Source organism: Sneathiella sp. P13V-1 (assembly GCF_015143595.1).
Classification (GTDB): Bacteria; Pseudomonadota; Alphaproteobacteria; order Sneathiellales; family Sneathiellaceae; genus Sneathiella.
This window is the reverse complement of sequence record NZ_WYEU01000002.1, coordinates 707,837-732,261: the sequence shown is the minus strand read 5'-3', so window position 1 is coordinate 732,261 and position 24,425 is coordinate 707,837. Positions and strand designations below refer to the sequence as shown.

The following is a 24,425-nucleotide window of genomic DNA, read 5'->3' as shown; positions in this document are numbered from 1 at the left end:
TTTTGTGTATGCCTTGGCGGTGGATATTCATATGTTAGATCAGCCGGATTTCTTCATGGCATTTGCCACAATTTCATTGAATGGCTTGTCTGATTTGCGTTCGATATACTCAATCCAGATGGCTTCAATCACTTTAACCAAAGACGCATTGGTGTCAGCCACAGCGGCTCCCGCAAGCTCGGCATCAGTCACACCATATTGTTTAGGCGCTGCGTCTACTGCACGTTTCTGATCTTCCGCAGACAGTTTAAAGATATCAACACCAAGTGGATATCCAATATCTTTCAATTTAGAGATCTGTAGATCTACCGTAGACATCACATTTGCTAAAACCAGTGCTGCGGCTGGATGCGGGCTATTTGATGGAATCGCAAGGAAGTTCTTATTTTTGATCATGCCTGATTTTGGAAACAGCACTGTTTCTGTTGTGTCAGAAAATGCTCCGCTTTCACGTTGGTTTGCCACGAAATAGAGACCGAACTCACAGGCCATGTCCACTTCACCGTTGTTATACATGGCTTGGTTCGCCGCTTGGTTTTGCGGATAGACTGGCAACAGATTAGGCTCGATACGCTTCAGATACTCAAACCCCGGTTTAACAAGGGCTGCAAAGCTCTCCGGTGTAAATTCTGATATGGATTTCTGGAAGGGCTTAAACCCGCCGCCATGGGCATACATAACCGTTTGAACAAATGTGTTTCCGATATAGTGCGGTGGCTTCACATAGGTAAATCGGCCCGGATTTTTGACAAGCCAGCTTTCCAATTCTTTAAAGTCTTTTGGGGCGTCGGCCTGTGATAGCCGTGATGTATCGATGTAACAGACATATTGTTCCCCTGACCACGGCATTTCACGGGCTTCCGTTGGCGTACCGAAATCGGCCAAATTGAGCTGCGAGCGCGGATCCGCAGGATCAAACGCGAAGTTCACGGCATGTGGGACTTTATTGGCGAAAGATCCAAACAGAGCGTCTTGTTGGGCTAAAGTGTAGAAATTATCACCGTTGAGCCAGATCATATCGACGCTGCCTTCACCGATCCCTTTACCTGCTTGTTTATCAGCAAGAACAAGATCAACCGCTTCACGCGTGCCGCCGATGCGTGTTGTTTTAAGGGTAATCCCTTTTTCTCTCATCACAGGCACAACAGCACGTTCAATCCACGCATTTAGTTTCTCACTGCCGCCCCAGTGAAACCAGTTCACTTCCCCTTCTTCCTTGGCGCGCGCTTCCACATCAGCCCAAGTGGCTTTCCCGTTTAAAAATGCGTCTCGAAAATCAGAAGCAGCTTTATCCGCCGCAAGCGTCACACTTGCAGATAAGCCCACCGCCAACACTGTGGCGACACTTAAAATGCTTTTTACCATTATGAAAACACCCTGTTATGAAAGTCATTAATTTAAATTAAGTGGCCAAACATCCTTCTCGGCCACTGAAATAGACACATCAGCACCAACGGGAAACTTTTCTTCTCCCATATGCCGAATGATCAGATCCTCATCCCCCGCCTGCACGCGATACTCAAAATAACCGCCTTTAAATCTCGCCTCTTGAATTGTACCTTTGAATGCATTGCAGCCAATTTCAAAGTCATCCAACTGCATCAATTTAAGGTCTTCAGATCGCAGCATAACCTTATGATTTTGAACGTTATTATTTATTTTTGATTTTAACTTACCTGCGGAAAACACAAACTCGCCTGAGCTGTCGATTTTACCTGAAATGATGTTACTTCCCCCGATAAATCTGGCAACTCCCTCATTAATTGGGCGCTTGTAAATATCCTCCGGGCTCCCCTGTTGGAGGACTTCTCCCCCATCCATGACAGCTACTTCATCCGCCAGCATAAGAGCTTCTTCCTGATCGTGGGTTACAAATACAGTTGTTATATTCAGGTCCTGTTGCAACCCTCGAATAAATCGCCCCATATCTTCGCGCAAATTCGCATCCAGATTTGAAAGCGGCTCATCCAGCAGCAATATATCGGGATCCATTACCAATGTTCTGGCAAGCGCGACCCGCTGTTTCTGACCACCAGATAACTGACTTGAATATCTGTCTGACAACTCAAGTAATCTGGTCTTTTCGGCAATCCATTCGAACTTCTGATTGATAAAGTCTGCAGGTTTTTTCGCCATTCGAAGGCCAAAGGTGATGTTATCTCGCACGGTCATATGGGGAAACAGACCAAAGTTCTGAAACACCATACCAACTCCCCGCTTTTGCGGCGGCAGATGTGAAATTTCATTACCTTCAAAAAGGATCTGGCCAGAGGCAACTGGCGCCAAGCCCGCAATCATCCGAAGGGTGGTGGTTTTTCCTGAACCCGACCCACCAAGGAGGGAAAGCATTTTGCCCTTATCCAAAGTCAGGGAAACCGGACCGATTTTTTCTTTGTTATCAAATTCGGTAACCAGATTTTTTAAAACTAAACCCTGCATTTGCACCCTGATGATCACTTATCTTGCAGCACCTTAACCATATTTATCTAAAAAGCGCTTCAAAACAACGTGAACAACAAAAAAAGCCGTATCACGAGGATACGGCTTTTCGAAAATCGGGGTGTTTTAAGTCCAGGGAAGTGAATAAGTCTTCACGTTAGTAAAGCTCTTCATTGCTTCCAGGACGCCTTCTTTATATCCAAGACCACTGTCCTTGATACCGCCAAATGGAGACATTTCAATACGGTAGCCCGGCACTTCCCAGACATTCACAGTCCCCACATTCAGTTCACGAATGAATTTCTGAATGGATGGCCAGCTATCGGTGCAAATACCTGAAGACAATCCAAAGGCCGTGGAATTGGAAATGCGGATGGCATCTTCTTCATCTTTAAAACGAATAACCGGGGCCACAGGGCCAAAGGTTTCTTCACGCACCAATTCGCAATCAAATGGCACATGATCAACTACAGTTGGGGAATAAAGTGCCCCATCCCGCTTATTGCCACAAATAAGCTTGGCACCCGCCGCCACAGCATCATTCACTCGGCGTTCAAACATTTCTGCAGACTGGGCATTAATCACGGTACCCATATCCACATCAGGGTCAAAAGGATCACCGTATTTGATCTTCTCAGTTTTCGCGGCCAACAAAGCCACAAACTCATCCGCTACACTGTCATCAACCAAAATACGCTTAACAGCCGTACAGCGCTGACCGGAGTTTTTATAAGCACCCGCTACGGCAAGATCACTTGCTTTTTCAAGGTCAGCGTCTTTCAGAACGATCAGCGGATCATTACCACCGAGTTCCAGCACTTTGCGTTTATATCCTGCTTTTTCAGCAATATATTTGCCGATTGGAACACCGCCAGTGAAAGTCACCAATTCAGCATGTTCGTTCAGTAGCATTTCATCCGCAATATCTTCCGGACGACCGGTGACAACTGAGAACATTTCTGGCGGCAGACCGGCATCATAAAGAACATCCGCAAGCAACAACGCAGTTAGCGGTGTTTTTTCCGTTGGTTTCAAGACCATGCAGTTATTGGTCGCAATGGATGGCGCGATTTTGTGGGCCACCTGATTAAGCGGGTGGTTAAAAGGCGTAATCGCACTGATGGCTGTCAGAGGCTCCCGCATGGTGAAGATTTTACGTTCCTTACCGTGCGGCGTGATATCGCAGGAATAAACCTCGCTATCATCTAAAATACAAAGACGTGCAGACAGGCTGAACACGTCATAGGCACGGCCTACTTCGTAAAGGCTGTCTTTTTTGCAAAGTCCAGCCTCAGCTGTGATGCAGTCGGAAATCTCTTCTTTTCGGGTAACAAGGATATCCGCCGTTTTTTGCAAAATCTCATAACGCTGATGGCGTGTCAGGGTCGGCTTGTATTCAGCCGCAGCCGTAAAGGCCTGGCGGACATGTTCAACCTGCCCTGCCGGGATCGTCCCAACGACTTCATTGTTATACGGGTGGCGTACTTCAATTCGGTCATCAGTATCGATTTTCTGACCGGCGATACGCATTTGCTCGTGACGGATATCCATGTTTTTCTTATGCCTCTGCGTAGTTCAGTGCCATATCGAAGATGTCGAAGTTACGCTTACCTTCTTTGGACACAAAATCGCCAACAGGACGGTTACAAAGAAGCGGTACACGCTGCTCTGAAATGCCACCGTGAGAGCGAAGCGGCTCTTTCAAGGCAGTCAGGTCATGACGGCTAACGCTCGTCCCCAGAACCTTGTTTGTTGTTGAGACAATGATGATGTCACCAGTACGGTTCTCTGGCAGTTCAAACTTGGCGCAACCTTCTTCGCGAGACAGGCTTTCCATGATGCCATCCACGTCTTTCAGTTTTGCGATGATTTCGTCGCGGCGATCTTCTGGAACATATGCGGTTGCAAAGGATCCAAGTGCACCGTGGTGAACCACATAAGGGTCAGTAATTGGAAGGATCACACGGGAATTCCCTTCGCCCAACCATTCATCAAACAAATCCTGCAAGAAAATAACGTCCGGCTCCCCTGCATCGTCGAATTTTGGTTTCATGCCATGATCAGCGGTCAGCGCAATAACGGCACCACGGGCATCCAGTTCCGTCATGTATTTGTCCAGCATCGCATAGAAATCATTGGCAACAGGTGTCCCCGGTGCATGTTTATGCTGAATATAATCAGTGGTAGAGAGATACATCAGATCGGGCGCAAACTCATCCATCAACTTCACACCACATGCGAAGATAAATTCACTGAGTTCAGCGGAATAAACAGACGGCACTTCGCGGCCAATCCAGGATGCCGCATCATCGATGCCATTTTCAGCCATTGTTGCGTCGGCTGATTTCTCGGAAGAGAAACAAATCGCCCGGCCGGATGTCACATCAAGGCCGTTACCCAGCAATGTGCGGAGTTTGTCTTTTGCTGTTACGACAGCGATTTTGGCACCTTCATCGAAGAAGGCTTTGAAGATTGTCGGCACCTGAAGGAAACGCGGGTCATTCATCATGACCTCTTCGTCATTTTCAGTATCGTAGAAATAGTTACCGCAAATACCGTGAACCTTTGGTGGCTGACCAGTTACAATCGACAGGTTGTTTGGGTTGGTGAAACTTGGAACAACACAATCTGCACGAAGATCTGCACCGCCCGCCAATGCCTTTTCCATATAGGGCATGACACCCATTTTAATGGCTTCTTCGATATAGGCAGGTTCGCTACCATCAATGCAAACCACAACAACAGGTTTCTTTGGCCATGCGTAATTACGGCCATTTACCGTGATTGTGTCTTTCGACATACTTTCAACCCTCTTCTAAGATGATACTTAAACTGCTTCCCATCCGAAACAGCCCGTCATATTGCAATACTACTATTGCAGAATTATGAGGAGTATAAAGAGAGCTGATAAATTATTAAAATTGATATTTATAATCTTTTCAATAAGTCAGACTGATATTAAATATTGACCTGATTTACAAGCCCCGCACCGCGGGAGGCCATAAAGTACAACCCCATATAATGGGTAATATCCTGCGGGTGCGCAGATGTTTCTGGAAGCCCCACATCAACAGCGACTTCCTTTGGCATATCAAAGGTCGCGCAGCCTTTATCGTAGACGTAAATCTCTTTCAGATCAGACAGCATGTCGTGGTTGCGCGCACTTAAAGATGTCAGCACAAAATCCATTACGCAGATATCTGTGCAAATCCCAACGACCAGCAGATCTGTAATGCCGTTATCTGCCACCCATTGCATGACGGCATTACCGCCATCTTTATCGAACGCACCGATAAACCCATTGATACAGTCTTTTCGAACCAAGGTGGCATTTTCATCTTCATGTAGCCATTCAAGCTCAGGAACCAATTCTTCCTCACCCGTACCTGCCTCACAATGCGGTGGATAAGGTGGTTCCGCTTTTCCGGGCTCATGGGTATCTAGAAAGGCTAGAACAGGAAGATCATTGGCACTGAACGCCCGTGCGATACGGTCCGTTTCGGATACCATAGTGGTAACCTGATCATTGGGTACGGGGGGCGCCAGATTTCCGGCGCCAACAGTTGCAAATCCGTTGATCTCATCAACAATTACCAAGCCAGCCTTTCGGCAGTCTGACAACACATTTAGTGTTTTAAAGCCGAGGGGCATATGCCCCTCAAGTGCTGTGGTAATTTCTGAAATCTGCATTACTTCCCCACTATTTCAAAATTCGATTAGCTGCACTGTTTAGCAGGTTCAATAATCCCAAGAGATTTTTCAACCTGCAAACTACCACCTGCAGTTTTACCGATATACATGTTCATGGCAACGTGGTGATCATCTTTTGTGATAGATGCTTTGCCTGTCGGGATATTAAATTCAAGACCCGCCATACCGTCAATCAATGCTTCTTTATCTACCTTACCGGCACGCTCCATACCTGCTTTTACAGCCATCAGCGAATTATAGTGAGTCATCACATAGAAAGACACAACTGCATCGGCACCTGATTGCGCCTTGATGCGAGAAACAAAATCCTGAACACCAGCCTCAGATGAACTTGCGACCATTGGAAGACCTGCATACATCCCCTCACCTTTACCGGCACCGAAAGCGCCCAGATAAGTTTCCGCAAATCCGAGGAAGGCAATGGTCACTTTATCCATCAGGCCAAACTCTTCTGCCTGTTTAATAAAGGTAATACCATCTGCACCCGGCAGCGCAAACAGTAGGATCTTTGCACCAGAGTCTGCAATTTTGCGAATAATCGGTGAGAAATCTTTGACACCAAATGGCGTGTATTCTTCACCAACGCTTTTACCGCCGATTTTGTTGATCATGTCACCGGCCGCTTTAAACATGTTACGCGGCCATACATAATCTGCACCAAACATGTAATAGCTGTCGCCTTTTCCAATTTCTTTCAAGTAAGGAATAAGTGGTGCCGTATCCTGATTTGGAACCGTATTGAAAGAGAACAAATAACGATCGCAAATACCGCCCTCATAATTTGTTGCATATAGAAGCGGTGTTTTCATGCGGCGAACTGTACCTGCCATAGCGTCACGGGCCGCAGATGTAATTGGACCAGACAGCGCCATAACTTCGTCGCGCTGGATCAATTTACGGGCACGTTCAACTGATGTTTTAGGATCAGTTTTGTTGTCTTCATACAGAACCTCAACCTGATGGCCCAGGATACCGCCAGCGGCGTTGATCTGAGATGCGGCAAGATCCAATCCCATTTTGGCCTGCGCGCCAAACAATTCAAGCCCACCAGAGAATGGCTGCACTGCACCGATTTTAATTGTTTTACCACTTGCAATGGAGGGCATTGAAAACGCACTTGCGGCCAGTGTAGCGCCTGAAGCGGCAATGAAATTTCTGCGGCTGATCCCAGTCATAACGAACCTTTTTAAATTATTTGATTGCATACAAGTTATTGATGAACCTGTCATTTCAACAATTTTGCAGTTGTTTATCTGGTATTTTCACTCCAATTCAAGTATTCAAATTTAAAATTCATGGAAAAAGACAGAAATAGTCTCAATAAGATAAATTCTTTGACGGCACACATATGTTTTTTTGTTTGAACGCAGACGACCCAACTTCTAATTTAGTAAGAACACCTACAAAATTACTCCATGCCGTACCCATTGCTTCACTTAAAAAACCTATCCAAGAGATTCGGTGGCGTCATCGCCATTGATGATATGGAGATGTCTATCGAGGCAGGTACATTAAGTGCGATCATAGGCCCCAATGGATGCGGTAAATCCACGCTTTTCAATGTGATCTGCGGTGCTGAGAGCGCGGACAGTGGTAGTGTGATCTTTGATCAGGTCGACATCAGCAATAAAAAAGCAGAAGAAATTTGCAAATTGGGGATTGGTCGGAAATTTCAGTCTCCGTCTGTATTTGAAGAAATGACAGTGGCGGAAAACATTGCGCTCCCGCTCATTCGTTTTGGCGTGGCCACGCCTCAGAATATTTCCGCCGAAGACATCCTGACCAAAGTAGGTTTGATCCACAAAAAAGAGGTTCTTGCGGGTTCTCTATCCCATGGGGAAAAACAGTGGCTGGAAATCAGTATGGTACTGATCCAGTCCCCTAAACTTATATTGCTGGATGAACCAACCGCCGGCATGACTGTGGGAGAGACTCAGGAAACCGTTCGCCTGATCAAAGAGTTAAATCAAACACTTCAGACGACAATTATCGTCATCGAACATGATATTCGGTTTATTCAGGCGCTGGACTGTCCCATCTATGTTCTGTCTGCTGGTCATATAGTCATGAAGGGTAGCTTTGAAGAGGTATCCTCAAATCCTGACGTTCGGGCCTTGTATTTCGGAAAAAGGGAGATGTCATTTGCTTGAACTTTCTTCCCTCACATCCGGATACAAGAAATCCACTGTGATACACAAATGTAACTTACAGATCCCAACAGATCGCATTGCAGCTCTCGTTGGGCGAAATGGTATGGGGAAAACGACCCTTTTAAAGACCATTATGGGGATTGTGCCGCTCCAAGCAGGATCTGTTATGTTCGAGGGGCAGGATATCAGCAATGCCACGCCCCACGAAATCTCTCACTTAAAAATTGGATATGTCCCGCAAGGACGTGAAATTTTTGACGAATTTACGGTTGAGGAAAATCTGCGACTTGGATCTTTAGGAGCCAAAGGGGACACAACACCCCTAGACCGGATCTATGATTTATTTCCAGTGTTAAAAGAACGCGCCACCCAGAAAGCCGGTACTTTTTCAGGTGGTCAGCAGCAGATTTTAGCCATTGCCCGTGCCTTGATCGCTGCCCCGAAACTGCTGCTTCTTGATGAGCCTTCTGAGGGTATTCAACCCAGTATCATTGAGGAGATAAGCCAAACCCTTAAACGCATCAATCAGGAAACCGGCATCGGCATTTTACTAGTGGAGCAGAATGTAGATCTCATTATGGATCTGGCAGACGATGTGATCTTTCTTGAAAATGGAGAGGTTAAGCAACAGGCAACAGCAGAGGAGATCCGCGAAAACAGCGACCTTCTTCATCAGTTTCTGGGGATTTGAACTATGGAGATGTCTGACATTCTGATCATCGCCATGGACGCGCTTTCCCATATCCTCATCCTTGTGATGGTGGCGCTTGGGCTCATGATTATTTTCGGACTTATGGGCGTTATCAATATGGCGCACGGAGAGCTTTTTATGATCGGCGCGTATGTTGCCGTTCTCACAGGTCAAAGTGGTATTGGTTTCTGGCCTTCGATCCTTGTCGCCCCGATAATTGTGGGTTTCCTTGGATTTCTGATCGAAAAAGCGCTCATTCAGCACATATATCATCGTCCGTTGGATACAATCCTTGCCACATGGGGGCTATCCATCGCTTTGAAGCAGGCCATTGTCCTCCTCTTCGGGCCCGAGTCTCAGTCCATTCCCGTTCCTTTGGATATGAGAGTGTCTTTAATTGGATTTGAATATCCTCTTTACCGATTGGTGGTAATGGGGTTTGCAGCAGCCATGATTTTCGGGTGTTTCTGGGTGTTTTTGAAAACAAATTACGGTTTGATGGCTCGGGCTGTCATCTCCCGTCCCATCACATCAGAAATATTGGGATTAAATACAAAAAAGATCAATTCCTGGTCTTTCGTGACGGGTTCGGCGCTAGCCGGGCTTGCAGGTGCCTTTGTAGCGCCAACGATCAGTGTTGATCCGCAAATGGGACTTGGGTATTTGGTGCCGGGCTTCTTGTCCTTGCTGGTTGGAGGCACCGGGCCCTTTGCGGGTGTTTTAGTGGGCGGGGCCGCCGTTGGAGGTACCAACAGCCTGCTTACAACCTGGATTTCTCCCGTTGCCGCACAAGTGGTTGTCTTCCTTCTAGCTCTTGTTGTTATTCGGATGCGTCCCAATGGCATTTTGGGTGGGAAATCAAAATGACAAACAGGCTTCTCCCCCTGCTTCCGACCTTTGCGGTCTTTTCAATCTTATTGGCGGCACCCACATTTTTGAGCGGATATTGGGTGAGCCAGCTTAATTACTATCTCGTCTATGGTCTTTTCGCATTATCCCTCGCCATTGTTTGGGGCTACGGCGGTATTCTCTCCCTTGGGCAAGCTGCGTTTTTTGGTATTGGCGCGTATGCTATGGCGACACTCACTAAAGGAATGATCACCCCTGACATCACCGCAAGTATTTTGGGCGTTATATTCGCGATATTTCTGTCCGTCCTCGCCGCATTTTTGCTTGGGATATTTCTTTTTGCCGGAAAAGGGGTGCAAGGGGCTTACCTTGCCATTATGACCATCGCCGTTACCCTGATACTGGAACGTATCATGAGTAATTGGTACGCCCTTGGGGGATATAACGGATTATTGGATATTCCGCCGCTTACCATCAACAGCTTTGGCGTGTTTTATGAGTTTTGGGATGCGATCCCCCTCTTCTACCTGCTTCTGAGTATTGTGTTTATCGTGCTGGTATCCTTGCAAATATTGATGGCGACCAAATACGGCATATTGCTCGCGGCCCTTCGGGGAAATCAGGAACGTTTGACGTTTTTTGGTTACGCCATATTACCCTTAAAGCTCTCTGTTTTTTGTTTGGGGGCCGGCATCGCAGGGCTTGCAGGGGCGCTATTTGTGACATTGGATGGCTTTGCTTCCCCAACCCTTATTGGGTTCACCTTATCGACTGAGGTATTGATCTGGGTTGCCCTTGGCGGGAAAGAGATTTTGCTTGCCGCCCTATTGGGAGCCTTTGTCACTCGATATGCTGAAAACTGGTTCTCAGAATTATTTGGGGATTTCTGGATTATGATCCTTGGGTGCCTGTTTATGATAAGCGTTGTTCTATTTCCAAAAGGGCTTATCGCGACACCACTTTCTTACCTTGGCGAGAAGTTAAAAATCAGGATCCGCTAAGATCTCGGATTGCTTTTTGCAATCTTGTCGGGGTCATTGGCGCTTGTGTGACGCGCACCCCTGTCGCATTTCTGATGGCCCCGAAAATGGCAGGGGCAGTCGGGACCAATGCAGGCTCTCCAATTCCTTTGGCGCCATATGGCCCAAGAGGTTCCGGATCTTCAATCAAGATGCTTTCAATATCCGGCATATCCCCAAAGGTCGGGATTAAATAGTCATGTAAGTTTTCAGTTTTCCCGGGGATATATTCTTCCATCAAGGCGAGCCCAAGCCCTTGTGCGATACCCCCGTGAATTTGACCTTCAACCTGTTGCGGGTTAATCGCTTGTCCCACATCATGGGCCGCCACAATGTTTTTCACTTTCACAGTGCCAAGTTCGGTGTCCACCTCAACAAATGCAATCTGGGCGGCAAAAGCATATGTGGCGTATGGGGTTCCCTGACCGTTTTCATCCAGATCAGTGGTAGGCGGGTCAAAGCGCCCAAATCCTTTGAACACATACCCATCTTCATCGGGCGATAATTGCCGCAGATTAATAACATGGGTTTCATCGCTGTCTTTCACCTGAACATTTCCGTCAATCAGTGAAAGTTCTGCTTTCTCTGACGCATTAACCTGACGCAGGATTTTCTGGCGGATATCCAGACCGGCAATCTCCGCCGCTTTCCCGGATACAAATGTCTGACGGGAGGCGGAAGTCTTACCTGCATCCCGTGTCAGATCACTATCCCCCATGACATAAGTAAACTGATCAACTGGAAATCCGGACGCCGCAGCCGCAATTTGTAATAGAACGGTATTTGACCCCTGCCCGATATCCACTGCACCATTCAGGAAAACCAGTTTCCCGTCCCTAGTCAGGCCAACTTCCATTTCAGAAGGGTTACTCAAAGACGTATTGCCTATGCCGTACCACATGGCCCCGATACCCACGCCATAACGTGCTGAGCTGTCTGCGTTATTGAGGGAGGTCGCTTGTTCTTTGAAATGCTGCCATTTGGGTTTTAACGCTTCCAAGCAGGCGGTAAGACCCGTGCTCGCCGCTAATTTTTGACCGGTTGCCGTTACATCCCCTGCTTGGAGTGCGTTTTTGATACGGATCTCCAACGGATCAAGTCCCAGCTCCAACGCCAAATCATCCATCAGGCATTCATGGGCAATCGCCACCTGCGGCACTCCAAATCCCCTGAAGGCCCCCGCGATGGGACCATTTGCATAGATGGCCTCCCCTGTAATTTCAGCATTGGGTACACGGTACGGTCCGGTTCCATGAACGGGAACACGTCCCGCTACCGTCGGCCCCCAGGATGCATAGGCACCTGTATTGAACCTGCCGTAAAGTTTGGCGGATACCAGATGTCCGTTCCTATCTGCGGAAAAATCTGCGGTGATGTTTGCTGCGTGCCGTTTTGGCGATGCCTGCATACTTTCGCTGCGGGAATAGACAAAGGCCACTGGACGATTAGATCGAAGCGCTGCGATGGCCAGAAGCGGCTGAACAGAAACATCCAGTTTTCCGCCAAACCCACCGCCAACCTCGGTCGGGATAATACGAATATCAGACGCCGCCATTCCAGTGATATGAGCCACTTCCTGCAAGTCCATATGCACTGCCTGTGTGGATGCATGGATCACAAGGCGGCCTTCATCCATATACGCATATCCGGCTTCTGGCTCGATGGCCGCATGTTCCACAAAACTGGTGCAAAATGATCCGCTTGAAGAGACTTTCCCCACTACACCTTCTTCACCAGAGCGCAGTGTCTTACTGATCAAGATGTTGTTGGGATGCCCCTCATGAAATTCAGGGGCACCTTTGGCCAATGCCTCCTCTGCATCCATAATCTCGGGCAATTTATTCAGAGTGATCCCAAAATCATCAAGGGAATAATCGGAAAGTCGATCTTTCTCACCCACAAGGGCGACAATGGCCTCCCCCCGATATCTCACAACACCTTCAGAAAGGACGGTTTGATCCTTTCCTTCAGGATAAATACCATATCGGTTATTGGGAATGTGCTGAGCGCCCAAAATATCAGTGATCCCGTCAAACTCATCCGCTGACGGCCATTCCTTTGGAAAGACAACTTCTGCCCTGTGATAAGGGGATCTTAAAACCCGGATATAAAGGGCATCATCCGGAATTACATCCGCGCCATAGCGTGCTGCGCCGTTGAGTTTTTCTTCTCCGTCCACTTTCAGAACAGATTTTCCAATAGAGTCACTTGTTACCGTTGGATCAGATAAATCCACCTGATCTTTTGAAGCCATCAGAACAGCCTCAACAATTTTCTGATACCCGGTGCAGCGACACAACACACCGCCAAGGGCATCTTTAACCTGTGTTTCTGTTGGTGCCGAATTTTCTTGTAGCAAGCTGTGGGCCGCCATCAGCATTCCGGGGGAGCAAACCCCGCATTGAGCCGCCCCCGCCTTCAGGAAAGCGCGCTGCAAATTGTTTAATTCTGCATCACCGGATAATCCTTCAACTGTTTGAATGGATTTATCTTTTAACTTTCCGATGGACGTTAAACAGGCGCAATGTTGCTCCCCATCTATGAGTACCGTACAGGCGCCACAATCACCGCTATTACACCCTGATTTCGTGCCTGTGAGCGATAAATCATCCCGCAGTAAATCCAATAGCCTTTCCCCTCTGGGCCGACTTGTGGAAACTGGAATGCCATTTACGGTGAAGGTGAGCTTGTCAGACATGAGCCACCTGTAATTCACGGATCAACCGGCGTGTCATGGATTTTGCAGTATTGAGACGATATTCCGCATCTCCTCGCATATCACTGATCGGATCCAGAATATCAAAATCCTCTTCCCTAACATATGCGCTCAAATCTTCAGACATGTGCAATCCTCTGACCCGATCCCCAATGCTGTCCAATGTTTTTGCAACAGGCGAACATGCACCGATGGAAATTCGAAAATCGATGATAACATCGTCATGATCTATTTGAAGAATACCCGTCGCCATAACGGGTGAAATAACCAATTGCGCGCGCGCACCAGTTTTAAGAAATACCGATCGAGAGGTCTTGCCGTTATCTGGTACGAAGAGGCGCGTGACCATTTCATCAGGCCTTAAGTCAACGTCTCTTCGCCCTTTGATAAACTGATCAAGTTTAACAAGGCGCGTCTCGTGGATGTTTCTAATCTCTACAGAGGTATTCATTGCCATTAGTGGGGGAACACTATCCGCCGCTGGGGACGCATTGCAGATATTACCGCCAACTGTACCTGCATTTTGAACCTGCCGCCCACCAATCATTCGTGCCGCTTCTCGAAGTCCGTCAAAAAGCGGTGGCAAATCAGCTTTTGCAACTTCGCTCCAGCTGACCGCACTACCAATCCACCAGCCATCTGATGTGCTTTCGATTTCGCAAAGGCTTTGAATTTCTGAAATATCTATAAGGTGAAGATTATCAGCTTTGAAAGATTCATTGGCATACAGATCCGTTCCGCCAGCCAAAATGGTCGCGGCACTGTCTTTTAGACACTCCAACGCTTCCTCTAAACTCTCGGGTTTGCTGTATTTTCCCATCCGCATGCCTTTATTTTCATCATTCATGACTATCACAGGTCAACAAACAAGATAAAGGCCCCTTTTAGTTTCATTTTACATGCGAAATTCCGAAATATGAAAAGATTCCGCTTCATTGAAAGCGAGAATTGTAATAAAACCGAAACAACAAGACGTCATTTTACAAACGATCTGTAATTCGGGGATTAAATGTCTGAAATCAAACTGGAAAAAAGCTGGTTAAGCGTCCTTAAGGGCGAGTTTGATAAAGACTATATGAAAAGTCTCAGGCAGTTTTTACTGGATGAAAAGAAAAGCGGAAAAACCGTTTATCCTCCTTCGAATGAAATCTTTGCAGCTTTCGATCACACACCTTTTGATAGGGTAAAAGTTGTGATCCTGGGTCAAGATCCCTATCACGGTCCGGGGCAGGCTCACGGATTGAGCTTTTCAGTCAAAAAAGGGGTTCGTACACCTCCCTCCTTGCTCAATATGTATAAAGAGCTGGAACGTGATCTTGGGATCCCAATTGCCGATCATGGCTTTCTTGAAAGCTGGGCCGATCAAGGTGTTCTACTTCTAAACAGTGTTCTGACGGTTGTTCAGGCAACAGCTGGTGCCCATCAAAAACGCGGGTGGGAAGAGTTTACGGACGCCGCGGTGAGTGCACTTAATGAAGGGCGCGAAAACCTCGTCTTCATGCTTTGGGGAAGCTATGCCCAGAAGAAAGGAAAAGTCATTGACCGGAACAGGCATCTGGTCCTGACAAGCCCGCACCCATCCCCTTTGTCAGCCCATCGGGGCTTTATTGGAAATGGTCATTTCTCCAAAGCCAACGCATATCTGGAACAACATCATAAAACACCTATCAATTGGTCTGTAAACAATTGATATCAAGAGGATAAACCAAATCATGTCATCTTCATTCTTCGACACAATGCCTCGTGTTATCAGCCATCGTGGTGCCTGTGGGCATGCACCGGAAAACACGCTTGCCTCTTTCAAAGCTGCGGCAGATTTAGGCGCGAAATCTATTGAAATTGACGGCATGGTGACGGCAGACAATCAAGTTGTGATTTGCCATGATTCAAGCGTCAACAGATGTACAAACGGTCAAGGTGCGGTGTTATTGAAAACACTGGAAGAAGTTCGCGCCCTTGATGCTGGATCAAAGTTTGATCCAAAGTTTGAAGGTGAAAAAATCCCAACTCTGCAAGAACTCATCGATGCTTTGGTCGAATTCAACATGAGCGTTAATTTCGAGATCAAGCCCACTGCGGGTTGGCAGGTTGAAACTACCTTGAAAATTATCGAAGACTTGAACAAATCTCTACCTGATACGGTTCCGCTCCTCTTTTCATCATTCAATATTGAAGCGTTGGAAGTCGCTTACAAACACGCCCCGGAAATTGAGCGTGGTTACTTAACCGAAGCCGTTCCAGTTGATTGGGAACGCCGATTGAAAGCTGTTGGCGCGGCCAGCCTTCACTGCCATCACAGTTTTGCAACCACGGAACTGATTAAAGCCGTTCAGGATGCAGGTATCCGTTTCCTTGTTTACACTGTAAATAATCCAGAAGATGGCAAACGTCTTCTTGATTGGGGGGTGGATGCGATCATCACCGATTACCCGGATCGCATGTTTGAGTTTGTTTGAAAATAATCAGGGGAGCCATGCTCCCCTTTTTCACCCTACTGTCTGTGCGCCTATTGAGAACACGCCTGGCAAATCAACCAACCCCTTATGTCCATTCAAGGCCATAACAGTTGAGTTCCAATCGTCATTAAATCCAAGGCTCTTGAGAAATTCAATATAACCAGGCTGGTGGGCGAAAACATCGGTGCGGATTATTCCCTGCTTCCCATATGATAGCATTTTCACAATGGCTTCTGCTTGCGCCTGTTCTTTTGCAACCACAGGGCCGATTTTCAACATATCAGCGCGCGGATAAATAATTCCAAAGCCTAAAATCTCTCCAGTTCCCACATCATTTAGCACCACAGAACTAATTGACGCCTCGCGTAAAGCGGTTAGCCCATGGGATCGATCCTCTGCAAATTCTCTTTTGTCGAATAGGAGCACATCTGAAAAGTTCTTGTCAGAGATTGAAGAAAAGCGAACGTTGGGAAGATGTGGCACTTCTCCCCTTTTTTCTTCTGATCGCGAAAACATCTCATAACACTTGGAAATCACTTCATATCCGCGGTGTTCATAAACCGGATATCCATCTTCAGTGGCCACAAGGGTAACTGTCCCTTTACCGTTTTCCAGAATGTGGCCTTCGGCCAAATCCATCATGTGGGAGGCAATCCCTTTCCCACGATATTCAGGGCGCACGATAACGACACCGATATTGCCCCTGCCCGCCCCAAATTTGACGGCAAAAGCACACCCCGCCATTTCACCGCTTAAATGGTAAACTGCATATCCTGTGGAGCAGGCTAAAATTACGCGCCAGTAAATCTCGCCATATTCCCACCCAACGGATTTGGTAATATCGATCAATTCTTCTAGGTTTCGAACATCAACGCGCCGCGTTTCAAACTCCAGGTTGTCCATCTTTACCCCCATAAAGATAACCGCATCGGCTTAGAATGTTCCATCAGGTGAATTTCTAACGTCTTTAGAAGACTTTTTTGTGACTTTTTCATCTTTATGTTTGCTTTTCTTTTCCTGGGCAATTGGATAGGCAATTTCAGTCACAAGCGAATTGATACGTCTTAGGTCACTCATCAGACCCAAGTGAATGGCACTAGAGGCCTCATCGGTTCCGATATTCTGGCGTAACCGTTTGAGGTGATTTTGAACATATCTCTGCTCCTGATCACGCAAAGCCTGTTTACGGCGAATTAGGTCCTTCGCGTCCCCTCGGTTCTGACTGATCAACAGATTGAACCCAAGTTTCATATTTTCCAGAACTTGTTCAAACAGCGCATTATGATCTGCTGTATCTTCCTGCGAGAAAGATACCTGTTGATCCGCGCTTCTCTCCAGCATCTCAACCATGCTAAGGAGAAGAATATTGCCAACATTTTCCATGTTGGTTGCAAATGTCATAATCTCGGTGCTGCGCTTTTCATCTTCATCGTCAAGCGGTTCGCGCCCAAGTTCCGTCAAATAACTTTTTACCCCGGCATTAAACTCAAGGATCAACTCGTCCGTATCACGAAGTTCCTGCAGCAATTCTTTGTCTGTTGTCTCAAAGGCTGTTCGGAAGTCGCGGAACATTTTCTCCAGAATATCACCCATACGAAGAGTGTCCCGAAGGGCATTGGCAAGCGCCAACTGAGGACTCTCAAGTGCTGCCCGGTCCAAATGCATGGGCCTGTTTGCCGCGGTTAGAGGATTAATCTTTTCCGTAATCAGTTTTTCAGATAACCGACCTATGGGACCTGTGAAAAATATGAAAATAGCCGCCAACCCGACATTCAGAAGTGTATGGAAGTTTACGATCTGGCGTGTGGTATCACCGCCAAGGCGCGCGAGCTCCGGTTCGATTTGACCAAGGAATGGCAGGACAAACACCACAACTGAAACACGGCAAATAAGGTTCCCGACAGGAGGACGGCGGGCGGCAACATCCCCGTTCAGGGTTGCCAAAATTGGCGGGAACGCTCCCCCCAGGTTCGCACCCAAAATCATGGCAAGCGCCACATCAAAAGGCACACCGCCCGAGGCAGCCAGTGAGATAATAAACAGAACCGTTGCCAGACTGGAATGAGCAACAAATGTTAGGATTGCTCCTAAAATAACTGTGAGAACCGGCTCATCTGATAGCGATGAAAACAGAAACTGAGCAACCTCTGAGCCACGAATTGGCTCCGACGCCAAAACCAACAACTTCAACGCCGTCAACATCATGCCAAGGCCAAGGCCGATACGGCCCAAATTCTTTGCGCGGGTTGTTTTTGACGTTGAATGGCGCACAAATCCCATAAACAGAAGAACGGGGGCCAACCACGTTAAATCGAATGTGAGGATTTGGGCGACAAGTGTGGTCCCTACATCTGCGCCCAACATAACCGCAAGACCGGCCGAGGCGGTTACAAGCCCCCTGCCCGCAAATGACGCCGTGAGCAGCGCCGTTGCCGTACTGCTTTGAAGCAACATAGTCACACCGAGACCGCCTAAAAAAGCGTTTATCCGGTTTTTTAAACTGAAATTGAGGGCATAGCCCAATTCACGACCGAAAGCGCGTGTCACGCCTGTATTGACCATGCGAAGGCCCCACAAAAGCAGGGCCACACCTCCTAGGAGGTTAATTAGTACAAATGTTGCGTCCAAACTGTGTTATTTCACTCCTGCTGGGGGGGCGAAGTTGGTCACCCCCATAGCAGCACAGCTTTCTGCGATCGCTTTAAGGACACCCTCCATCACCGATTTGTCTAGAGCTCCGATAAACCCGATACGGAAACTTTCCGCCTCCGTAAGTTTTCCCGGATAAATAATGAAGCCCCTTGATTTTATCTCGTCATAGAAGCGAGTAAAGTCAAATTTTTCATCATCAGGGCTAAAAAATGTGGTTATGATTGGAGATAACCACATTTCGTCCAACAGTGGAACAAATCCCATCTCTTTCATACCGCCGACGAGGGTGTCGCGATTTTGTGAATAGCGTTTAAGGCGTCCGGCAACCCCACCTTCTGCTTCGTGAAGGCGCAACGCCTCCAAAAAGGCAACCACAGTATGTGTTGGAGGTGTAAAGCGCCACTGCCCAGAAGTGTTCATATAAATCCACTGATCGTAGAGATCGAGGCTGAGAGAGTGACAATTACCTTTTGAGGCTTCCAGGGCAGATTTCTTGGCAAGAACAAAGCCAAATCCAGGTACACCTTCAATACATTTGTTGGCAGAAGAGACAAGCGCTTCAAAAGGAATTTCATCCACTGTAACCGGGACAGCGCCGAAAGCACTCATGCTATCAACAATAAGTTTCCGGCCATGCTTCATGGTAACATCGGAAATCCCTTTAAGCGGGTTCAAGATACCGGAACTTGTCTCACAGTGAACGGCCAGCACGTGGGTGATTGCTTTGTCGTTTTTCAGGATCTCATCGATTTCTTCCGGCATCGGTGGCAGATAATCCCCCTTATCAAGACTGACAAAATCACGACCGATATATTCCAGAATTTTTCCTGCCCGTTTGCCATAAGCACCGTTCATCAGAACAAGCGCCTTACCGTCTTTTGGAATAAAGGAAGAAAGGGCTGCTTCAACCGCAAAGGTACCGCTACCTTGCATAGGAACGCAATCATATGCATCGCCGCCTTCACACATGGCAACCAGACGAGCGCGAATTTCAGCGGTTACAGCTTTGAAGTCTCCATCCCATGAACCCCAGTCTTTCAACATGGCGGCTTTTGTGGAAGCGGCGGTGGTCAATGGCCCTGGCGTCAGAAGATATGGTTCTTCCCCCATGATGTAGTCACCCTGACTTGTGGAATACTGCATTTCCTGATTTACCTGCTGGTTCACGTCTCTCTCCATCGGCGGCGTTGGAATTTAAATAATTCTTACGCCTGCCTTTGATATAAGTAAAATCGTTATTTTATATTCTAAATATCACCAAAATTTATGATACTACCTTCAGCGCATCCTCAATCACATCCAGTGCAAAATCCATTTGTGCTTCTGTCGTGATCAAAGATGGGGTCAGCGTCAGAACATTACCCATTGTTGTTTTAAAACTGAGCCCCGCATCAAAAGCCCGATATAGGATCTCTTCCGCTTGATCATTGGCCGGTGTTTTTGCCTCCCGGTCCGTTACAAGCTCCAGCCCCAACAGGAAACCCCGTCCCCGAACATCACCGATAAGGGAGTATTTGTCTTTCATGGCGGCCATACGATCCAACGCATAAGCCCCCACTTTGGCTGCGTTTTCCACCAATCCTTCATCTTCAATGATTTGGATTGTTGTAAGTGCAGCCCGCGTTGTGACGGGGTTCTTCTCATGGGTATAGTGACCTATGGCATAGTCCCCGAGAATATCCAACTCAGGCCGGCACAGCATCGCGGAGATGGGCAAAATGCCCCCACCCAGAGCTTTCCCCATAACCAGAATATCCGGAACAACCTCATCATGGTTACAGGCGAACATTTCACCTGTTTTGCCAAGGCCTGTCGGTATTTCGTCAAAAATGAGCAATGCACCTGCATCATTGCAGGCCTCCCTCACCATCTTCCAGAACCCTTTAGGTGGTGTATACGGGACAGCCCGTGCAGGCTCAGCTATGACTGCAGCCACATTCCCTTCTTTTTCTAGGACGTAGCGCAGCATATTGGCACAGGTGGTCTTACAGACTTTCAAATCAGGCTGGCCATTAGTGTCGCATTCATATCCATATGGGCAGCGATAACAGGCAAATGGCGCAACATGTTCAGTTCCGGGCAGCAATGGGCCTATATCTTGCCCCCTAAAGAGTTGCTCTCCTCCAATACTGGACGCGCCAAAACCGGCGCCATGAAAAGCATCCCAAAATGAAACTGTCTTAAATCGCCCTGTTTTTGCGCGGGCAACTTTCATTGCCATTTCGATGGCGTCTGAGCCACCTGTGGCATACAAAACCTTACTTAAATCACCAGGGGAAATCTCTGCCAGCTTCTCGGCAAGTTCTACAGCAGGATCGCAGGTAAAACGCCGCGGCGCGAATGGCAGTTCATCCATTTGCTTGGTGATCGCTTCTTTTAGGCGGGGATGACCATAGCCAATGTGATGAACATTATTCCCATGGAAATCCAGGTATTTCTTCCCGTTCCCATCAATAATATAGGCCCCTTCGGCACCTTTGATGGTATTCAGGCAGGGTGTTGATACCGATTGATGCATGAAAGCATCTGCATCTCTTTTCAGAAGTGCCGCCTGTTCAGGCCCAATGTTTTCCGCTGCCCATTCTTTGCGACGCGCGGAAAAGTTCACATCCCCTTCCGATTGATGCGGTTTGTTTTCTGCCATGATACCCTCTTCTAGCTGGCGACGCAGTGTTCACCAACGTCCCAATCGTCATTCCATATATTCAAAAGAATACATTTTCATGACACTCCCAACTGCGCCTAGACCTTGACTTAGATATAGAAAAGCCCCTACCATAAGTATAATCTTTTTTTGTAATTTATCTTATCGCTTTTACTTATGAATAACTCTCAACTTCGTGCCTTTCATGCCGTCGCTCTTCACGGCGGCTTTTCTAAAGCAGCTGACAAGCTGGGCCTGACACAGCCCGCCATTTCAGATCAGGTAAAGAAGCTGGAAGAACATTTTGGTGTTCTGCTGTTTCACCGACATAAACGCGTGGTAAAGCTTACCTCACTGGGGGAGCAGCTTTTTGAGATTACAAAACATAAGTACCAGTTGGAAGATCAGGCCCGGGACTTGCTATCTGCGCATCAAGCGTTGGAAAATGGCTCACTGACTATTGCGTCGGATACCCCACTTTATATTTTCCCGCTCATATCCCGTTTCAAACGTCTCTACCCTGGTATCTCCGTCACTGCGACTTTTGCAAATGCGGAAGAGATCATCGAAGGGCTCAACAGTTTTTCCTATGACCTTGGCATTGTTGCTGATGTCACTCCGGAAGATAAGTTTCATACCATCAAACTTGCCGAAGATCCCCTGGTGGCCTTTGTCTCAAAAAAGCACGAGCTCGCTCACAAGGATGATGTGACTTTACGTGAACTTTCCCGCTATCCGCTTGTTTTACGCGAAAAAAGGTCCAGAACCCGCCGCCTTATTGAGGAAGAATTCAAAAACGCGGAACTTTCCATCAGAACAGGTGTGGAAGTTCAAGGCCGCGAAGCCGCACGAGAGGCCGTCGCCGCGGAAATCGGTGTTGGGCTTGTCAGCAAACCTGAATTTGGACATGACCAACGCCTGATCGCGTTACCCCTTAGGGATTGCAGCGCGGTTATGACAGAATCCATTGTTTGTCTGAAAGACAAGATGGATCGGCAGATTGTTCAAGCGTTTTTCACTTGTAACGACCTCCCTCTTCCCGATGGAGAGATTGCTTGACCTTAACAGTCGTTCTTCTTGTTTTAGCATCCGCTGCGCTCCATCCTTTATGGAACCTGCTGATCAAAAAGGACCCCGAACCTGATTCCGCCTTTATGACCATGGCAGTCTCTATTGCCTTGGTGGGTGGCCTTCATGGCTTGGTGACGGGAGCGAACTTCTGGCTGACACCAGATCAGTGGATGTTTGTCATGATCTCTGTCGCTGGTCAGACGCTCTACAGCCTTGCGCTTGTTGCCACGTTAAGCCGGGGTGATCTGTCTGCATATTATCCGATCATTCGGGCCTCCCCCATTTTCATTGTTGCGTTCAACTATTTCGCGCTGGGAACGTTGTATGATTGGGAGATCTTAAGCGGAATTGCACTGGTGATGGCTGGTGCCGTGTTGTTGCTTTATCGCCGCGGCACAAACTTGTTCAGTGATATTCGAGTTCTTGCGTTTGCCGTATTAGCCTTGTGCGGTACAGGCATCTATTCCTTAGCGGATGCAGAACTTATGAAGGGTATAGAAGCGCCAGTACTGTTCTTCTGGGTTCATACTTTCTTATGCCCGATACTTGCTGTGACATATCCTCTATTTGGGCACAAGCGTCCACCTGCAATGGGTATCATTAGATTAATTCGACAGCCGATCTTACATATGAAATTGGTCGCCTGTGTTTACGGATCATATTTCCTGATCCTTATGGCGTATGGAAATGGCGGAGATGTTGCTGCGGTGACGACAATCAGGCAGGCGTCAATTCCCCTCTCCGTCATTATCGGTGGTTACTTCTTGAACGAAGGGGCTATCACCCGGCGGCTTGTGGCATCTGTTATCCTATCCGCCGGGATCATTGTCGTTATTACGTTTGGTTAGCCCAGATCACCTTTAACAGCGTTTAGGAACACTTCTGTGTATTCTTCTGCTGTCAGGCTGATCGGGTTACCACCTGAGGACGGATCCTCAACGGCCATCTTGCCAACCAGTTCGGCTTTTTCATCATCAATGCCGATAGCACACAAGTCATTTGGAATTTCCAGTTCCTGACGCAGATCCAGAACCCATTTCAGGAAGCCATCAAAGCTGGCATCTTCCAATCCCATAAAGGCAGCAAGGCGTGCAATACGATCTTCGATCACTGAACGGTTGCGGATCAGCACATATGGCATCAGGATGGCGTTCAACAAACCGTGGTGCGCGTCATACAAAGCGCCAAGTGGATGCGCGAGCGCGTGCATCCCTCCCAAACCACGCTGGAACGCTGTCGCGCCCATAGTAGAAGACACCATCATCTGGCTGCGGGCAACCAGGTCTGACCCATCTTTTACCGCCGCAGGCAAATATTCCTTCACAAGACGAATACCTTCAACCGCGATACCTTCTGCCATAGGATGATAGAAAGGGGAGCAATAGGCTTCGATATTATGAGACAGCGCGTCCATACCGGTTGCCGCTGTAATATGCGCAGGCAGACCTTCTGTAAGCTGCGGATCCGCAACAACGATGGATGGCATCATTGTTGGATGGAAGATGATTTTCTTCACATGGTTAGCTTCGTCTGTGATCACAGAGGCGCGGCCCACTTCAGAACCTGTTCCAGATGTTGTTGGTACGGCGACAATTGGTGCCACTGCATCCGCATTTACACGTGTCCAGTTATCCCCAACATCTTCAAAATCAAAGACATCAGCGTCCTGCCCTACCATCAAAGCGATGGCTTTTGCCGCATCAAGACCGGATCCACCACCAAAAGCAATTACACCATCATGGCCGCCTGCTTTATAGGCTTCAACACCATCGTCGACATTCTTGCCAACTGGATTTGGCTTCACGTCACTGAACACCGCACAGCTAATGCCCGCAGCTTCGCAGGACGCCACCGCGTTTGTTACCATTGGCAAGTTCGCAAGGCCCGGATCGGTTACCAAAAGCGGGTTTTTCATGCCCAGTTCAACACATGCAGCGCCAATTTCAGAGGCGCGACCAACACCGAAACGCACCGCTGTTGGGTAGTTCCAGTTACCTGTCAGTTGATCAACATTTACAGTCATAGGA

General features: G+C 47.7%; 21 protein-coding genes. 8 read left to right on the top strand and 13 right to left on the bottom strand.

Annotated features, from left to right (window positions below):
* Positions 1-39: 39 nt before the first annotated feature.
* The 6 genes from GUA87_RS10460 to GUA87_RS10435 form a co-directional block, all read right to left on the bottom strand.
* The gene (locus tag GUA87_RS10460; protein WP_193716500.1) at positions 40-1,365 is read right to left on the bottom strand and encodes an ABC transporter substrate-binding protein; all 1,326 of its coding nucleotides are present in this window, start codon (positions 1,363-1,365) and stop codon (positions 40-42) included.
* Between the two features lie 27 nt (positions 1,366-1,392).
* Complete coding sequence (locus tag GUA87_RS10455) at positions 1,393-2,439, bottom strand: ABC transporter ATP-binding protein (protein ID WP_193716499.1); 1,047 nt, start codon at positions 2,437-2,439, stop codon at positions 1,393-1,395.
* A 126-nt stretch (positions 2,440-2,565) separates the two neighbouring features.
* Entirely contained in the window at positions 2,566-3,990 is a 1,425-nt protein-coding gene (gene phnY / locus GUA87_RS10450) for a phosphonoacetaldehyde dehydrogenase (RefSeq protein ID WP_193716498.1), read from the bottom strand.
* Between the two features lie 7 nt (positions 3,991-3,997).
* Positions 3,998-5,239, bottom strand: a complete 1,242-nt coding sequence (gene phnA, locus GUA87_RS10445; protein WP_193716497.1) for a phosphonoacetate hydrolase — start codon at positions 5,237-5,239, stop codon at positions 3,998-4,000.
* Between the two features lie 158 nt (positions 5,240-5,397).
* Positions 5,398-6,129 (bottom strand): isochorismatase family protein, encoded by a 732-nt coding sequence (locus tag GUA87_RS10440; RefSeq protein ID WP_193716496.1) that lies wholly within the window; start codon positions 6,127-6,129, stop codon positions 5,398-5,400.
* A 26-nt stretch (positions 6,130-6,155) separates the two neighbouring features.
* The gene (locus GUA87_RS10435) at positions 6,156-7,325 is read right to left on the bottom strand and encodes a substrate-binding protein (RefSeq protein ID WP_193716495.1); all 1,170 of its coding nucleotides are present in this window, start codon (positions 7,323-7,325) and stop codon (positions 6,156-6,158) included.
* A 240-nt stretch (positions 7,326-7,565) separates the two neighbouring features.
* Here GUA87_RS10435 and GUA87_RS10430 point away from each other — a divergent pair, with 240 nt between their 5' ends.
* The 4 genes from GUA87_RS10430 to GUA87_RS10415 are packed head-to-tail and all read left to right on the top strand — an operon-like array spanning position 7,566 to position 10,841.
* Complete coding sequence (locus tag GUA87_RS10430; RefSeq protein ID WP_193716494.1) at positions 7,566-8,300, top strand: ATP-binding cassette domain-containing protein; 735 nt, start codon at positions 7,566-7,568, stop codon at positions 8,298-8,300.
* The gene (locus GUA87_RS10425; protein ID WP_193716493.1) at positions 8,293-8,991 is read left to right on the top strand and encodes an ABC transporter ATP-binding protein; all 699 of its coding nucleotides are present in this window, start codon (positions 8,293-8,295) and stop codon (positions 8,989-8,991) included. The genes GUA87_RS10430 and GUA87_RS10425 overlap by 8 nt, the downstream gene beginning before the upstream one ends.
* Before the next feature lie 9 nt (positions 8,992-9,000).
* A complete protein-coding gene (locus GUA87_RS10420) occupies positions 9,001-9,858 on the top strand; it encodes a branched-chain amino acid ABC transporter permease (protein ID WP_193716492.1) in 858 nt (285 codons plus the stop codon).
* Complete coding sequence (locus GUA87_RS10415; RefSeq protein WP_193716491.1) at positions 9,855-10,841, top strand: ABC transporter permease subunit; 987 nt, start codon at positions 9,855-9,857, stop codon at positions 10,839-10,841. Before GUA87_RS10420 ends, GUA87_RS10415 begins: the two co-directional genes overlap by 4 nt.
* Here GUA87_RS10415 and GUA87_RS10410 read toward each other — a convergent pair.
* Positions 10,828-13,557: a molybdopterin-dependent oxidoreductase gene (locus GUA87_RS10410; protein WP_193716490.1), complete on the bottom strand. Its 2,730-nt coding sequence runs from the start codon at positions 13,555-13,557 to the stop codon at positions 10,828-10,830. The genes GUA87_RS10415 and GUA87_RS10410 overlap by 14 nt on opposite strands.
* Positions 13,550-14,422: an FAD binding domain-containing protein gene (locus tag GUA87_RS10405; protein ID WP_193716489.1), complete on the bottom strand. Its 873-nt coding sequence runs from the start codon at positions 14,420-14,422 to the stop codon at positions 13,550-13,552. Before GUA87_RS10405 ends, GUA87_RS10410 begins: the two co-directional genes overlap by 8 nt.
* Before the next feature lie 162 nt (positions 14,423-14,584).
* On the opposite strand from GUA87_RS10405, the gene ung reads away from it, so the two are divergent.
* Positions 14,585-15,265, top strand: a complete 681-nt coding sequence (ung, locus tag GUA87_RS10400) for a uracil-DNA glycosylase (RefSeq protein WP_193716488.1) — start codon at positions 14,585-14,587, stop codon at positions 15,263-15,265.
* Positions 15,266-15,287: 22 nt separating this feature from the next.
* The gene (locus GUA87_RS10395) at positions 15,288-16,031 is read left to right on the top strand and encodes a glycerophosphoryl diester phosphodiesterase (protein ID WP_193716487.1); all 744 of its coding nucleotides are present in this window, start codon (positions 15,288-15,290) and stop codon (positions 16,029-16,031) included.
* A gap of 30 nt (positions 16,032-16,061) precedes the next feature.
* On the opposite strand, the gene GUA87_RS10390 is transcribed toward GUA87_RS10395, so the two are convergent.
* The 4 genes from GUA87_RS10390 to GUA87_RS10375 all read right to left on the bottom strand — a co-directional run bounded on the left by GUA87_RS10390 (position 16,062) and on the right by GUA87_RS10375 (position 21,327).
* Positions 16,062-16,934, bottom strand: coding sequence for a GNAT family N-acetyltransferase (locus GUA87_RS10390; protein ID WP_193716486.1), 873 nt, complete (start codon positions 16,932-16,934; stop codon positions 16,062-16,064).
* A 30-nt stretch (positions 16,935-16,964) separates the two neighbouring features.
* Positions 16,965-18,659, bottom strand: coding sequence for a Na/Pi cotransporter family protein (locus GUA87_RS10385; protein ID WP_227711827.1), 1,695 nt, complete (start codon positions 18,657-18,659; stop codon positions 16,965-16,967).
* Between the two features lie 6 nt (positions 18,660-18,665).
* Complete coding sequence (locus tag GUA87_RS10380; RefSeq protein WP_415774795.1) at positions 18,666-19,826, bottom strand: 2-aminoethylphosphonate--pyruvate transaminase; 1,161 nt, start codon at positions 19,824-19,826, stop codon at positions 18,666-18,668.
* A 121-nt stretch (positions 19,827-19,947) separates the two neighbouring features.
* Positions 19,948-21,327, bottom strand: coding sequence for an aspartate aminotransferase family protein (locus tag GUA87_RS10375; protein WP_193716484.1), 1,380 nt, complete (start codon positions 21,325-21,327; stop codon positions 19,948-19,950).
* Between the two features lie 177 nt (positions 21,328-21,504).
* On the opposite strand from GUA87_RS10375, the gene GUA87_RS10370 reads away from it, so the two are divergent.
* Together GUA87_RS10370 and GUA87_RS10365 are read left to right on the top strand one after the other, a co-directional pair.
* Positions 21,505-22,386 carry a LysR substrate-binding domain-containing protein gene (locus tag GUA87_RS10370; RefSeq protein WP_193716483.1) on the top strand — a complete coding sequence of 294 codons (882 nt, stop codon included), beginning with the start codon at positions 21,505-21,507 and terminating at the stop codon, positions 22,384-22,386.
* On the top strand, positions 22,383-23,246 hold the full coding sequence (locus GUA87_RS10365; protein WP_193716482.1) for a DMT family transporter: 864 nt from the start codon (positions 22,383-22,385) through the stop codon (positions 23,244-23,246). The genes GUA87_RS10370 and GUA87_RS10365 overlap by 4 nt, the downstream gene beginning before the upstream one ends.
* On the opposite strand, the gene GUA87_RS10360 is transcribed toward GUA87_RS10365, so the two are convergent.
* Complete coding sequence (locus GUA87_RS10360; protein ID WP_193716481.1) at positions 23,243-24,421, bottom strand: iron-containing alcohol dehydrogenase; 1,179 nt, start codon at positions 24,419-24,421, stop codon at positions 23,243-23,245. The two genes, GUA87_RS10365 and GUA87_RS10360, sit on opposite strands and share 4 nt — an antisense overlap.
* Between the last annotated feature and the right edge of the window lie 4 nt (positions 24,422-24,425).

What these genes read in the sequence shown, in the direction of transcription:
- GUA87_RS10370 (WP_193716483.1), top strand. Translation starts at nt 21,505, where the DNA reads ATGAATAACTCTCAACTTCGTGCCTTTCATGCCGTCGCTCTTCACGGC.
- GUA87_RS10435 (WP_193716495.1), bottom strand. Translation starts at nt 7,325, where the DNA reads ATGACTGGGATCAGCCGCAGAAATTTCATTGCCGCTTCAGGCGCTACA.
- phnA (WP_193716497.1), bottom strand. Translation starts at nt 5,239, where the DNA reads ATGTCGAAAGACACAATCACGGTAAATGGCCGTAATTACGCATGGCCA.
- GUA87_RS10380 (WP_415774795.1), bottom strand. Translation starts at nt 19,826, where the DNA reads ATGCAGTATTCCACAAGTCAGGGTGACTACATCATGGGGGAAGAACCA.
- GUA87_RS10390 (WP_193716486.1), bottom strand. Translation starts at nt 16,934, where the DNA reads ATGGACAACCTGGAGTTTGAAACGCGGCGCGTTGATGTTCGAAACCTA.
- GUA87_RS10360 (WP_193716481.1), bottom strand. Translation starts at nt 24,421, where the DNA reads ATGACTGTAAATGTTGATCAACTGACAGGTAACTGGAACTACCCAACA.
- GUA87_RS10410 (WP_193716490.1), bottom strand. Translation starts at nt 13,557, where the DNA reads ATGTCTGACAAGCTCACCTTCACCGTAAATGGCATTCCAGTTTCCACA.
- phnY (WP_193716498.1), bottom strand. Translation starts at nt 3,990, where the DNA reads ATGGATATCCGTCACGAGCAAATGCGTATCGCCGGTCAGAAAATCGAT.
- ung (WP_193716488.1), top strand. Translation starts at nt 14,585, where the DNA reads ATGTCTGAAATCAAACTGGAAAAAAGCTGGTTAAGCGTCCTTAAGGGC.
- GUA87_RS10375 (WP_193716484.1), bottom strand. Translation starts at nt 21,327, where the DNA reads ATGGCAGAAAACAAACCGCATCAATCGGAAGGGGATGTGAACTTTTCC.
- GUA87_RS10460 (WP_193716500.1), bottom strand. Translation starts at nt 1,365, where the DNA reads ATGGTAAAAAGCATTTTAAGTGTCGCCACAGTGTTGGCGGTGGGCTTA.
- GUA87_RS10440 (WP_193716496.1), bottom strand. Translation starts at nt 6,129, where the DNA reads ATGCAGATTTCAGAAATTACCACAGCACTTGAGGGGCATATGCCCCTC.
- GUA87_RS10405 (WP_193716489.1), bottom strand. Translation starts at nt 14,422, where the DNA reads ATGAATGATGAAAATAAAGGCATGCGGATGGGAAAATACAGCAAACCC.
- GUA87_RS10455 (WP_193716499.1), bottom strand. Translation starts at nt 2,439, where the DNA reads ATGCAGGGTTTAGTTTTAAAAAATCTGGTTACCGAATTTGATAACAAA.
- GUA87_RS10395 (WP_193716487.1), top strand. Translation starts at nt 15,288, where the DNA reads ATGTCATCTTCATTCTTCGACACAATGCCTCGTGTTATCAGCCATCGT.
- GUA87_RS10415 (WP_193716491.1), top strand. Translation starts at nt 9,855, where the DNA reads ATGACAAACAGGCTTCTCCCCCTGCTTCCGACCTTTGCGGTCTTTTCA.
- GUA87_RS10420 (WP_193716492.1), top strand. Translation starts at nt 9,001, where the DNA reads ATGTCTGACATTCTGATCATCGCCATGGACGCGCTTTCCCATATCCTC.
- GUA87_RS10430 (WP_193716494.1), top strand. Translation starts at nt 7,566, where the DNA reads ATGCCGTACCCATTGCTTCACTTAAAAAACCTATCCAAGAGATTCGGT.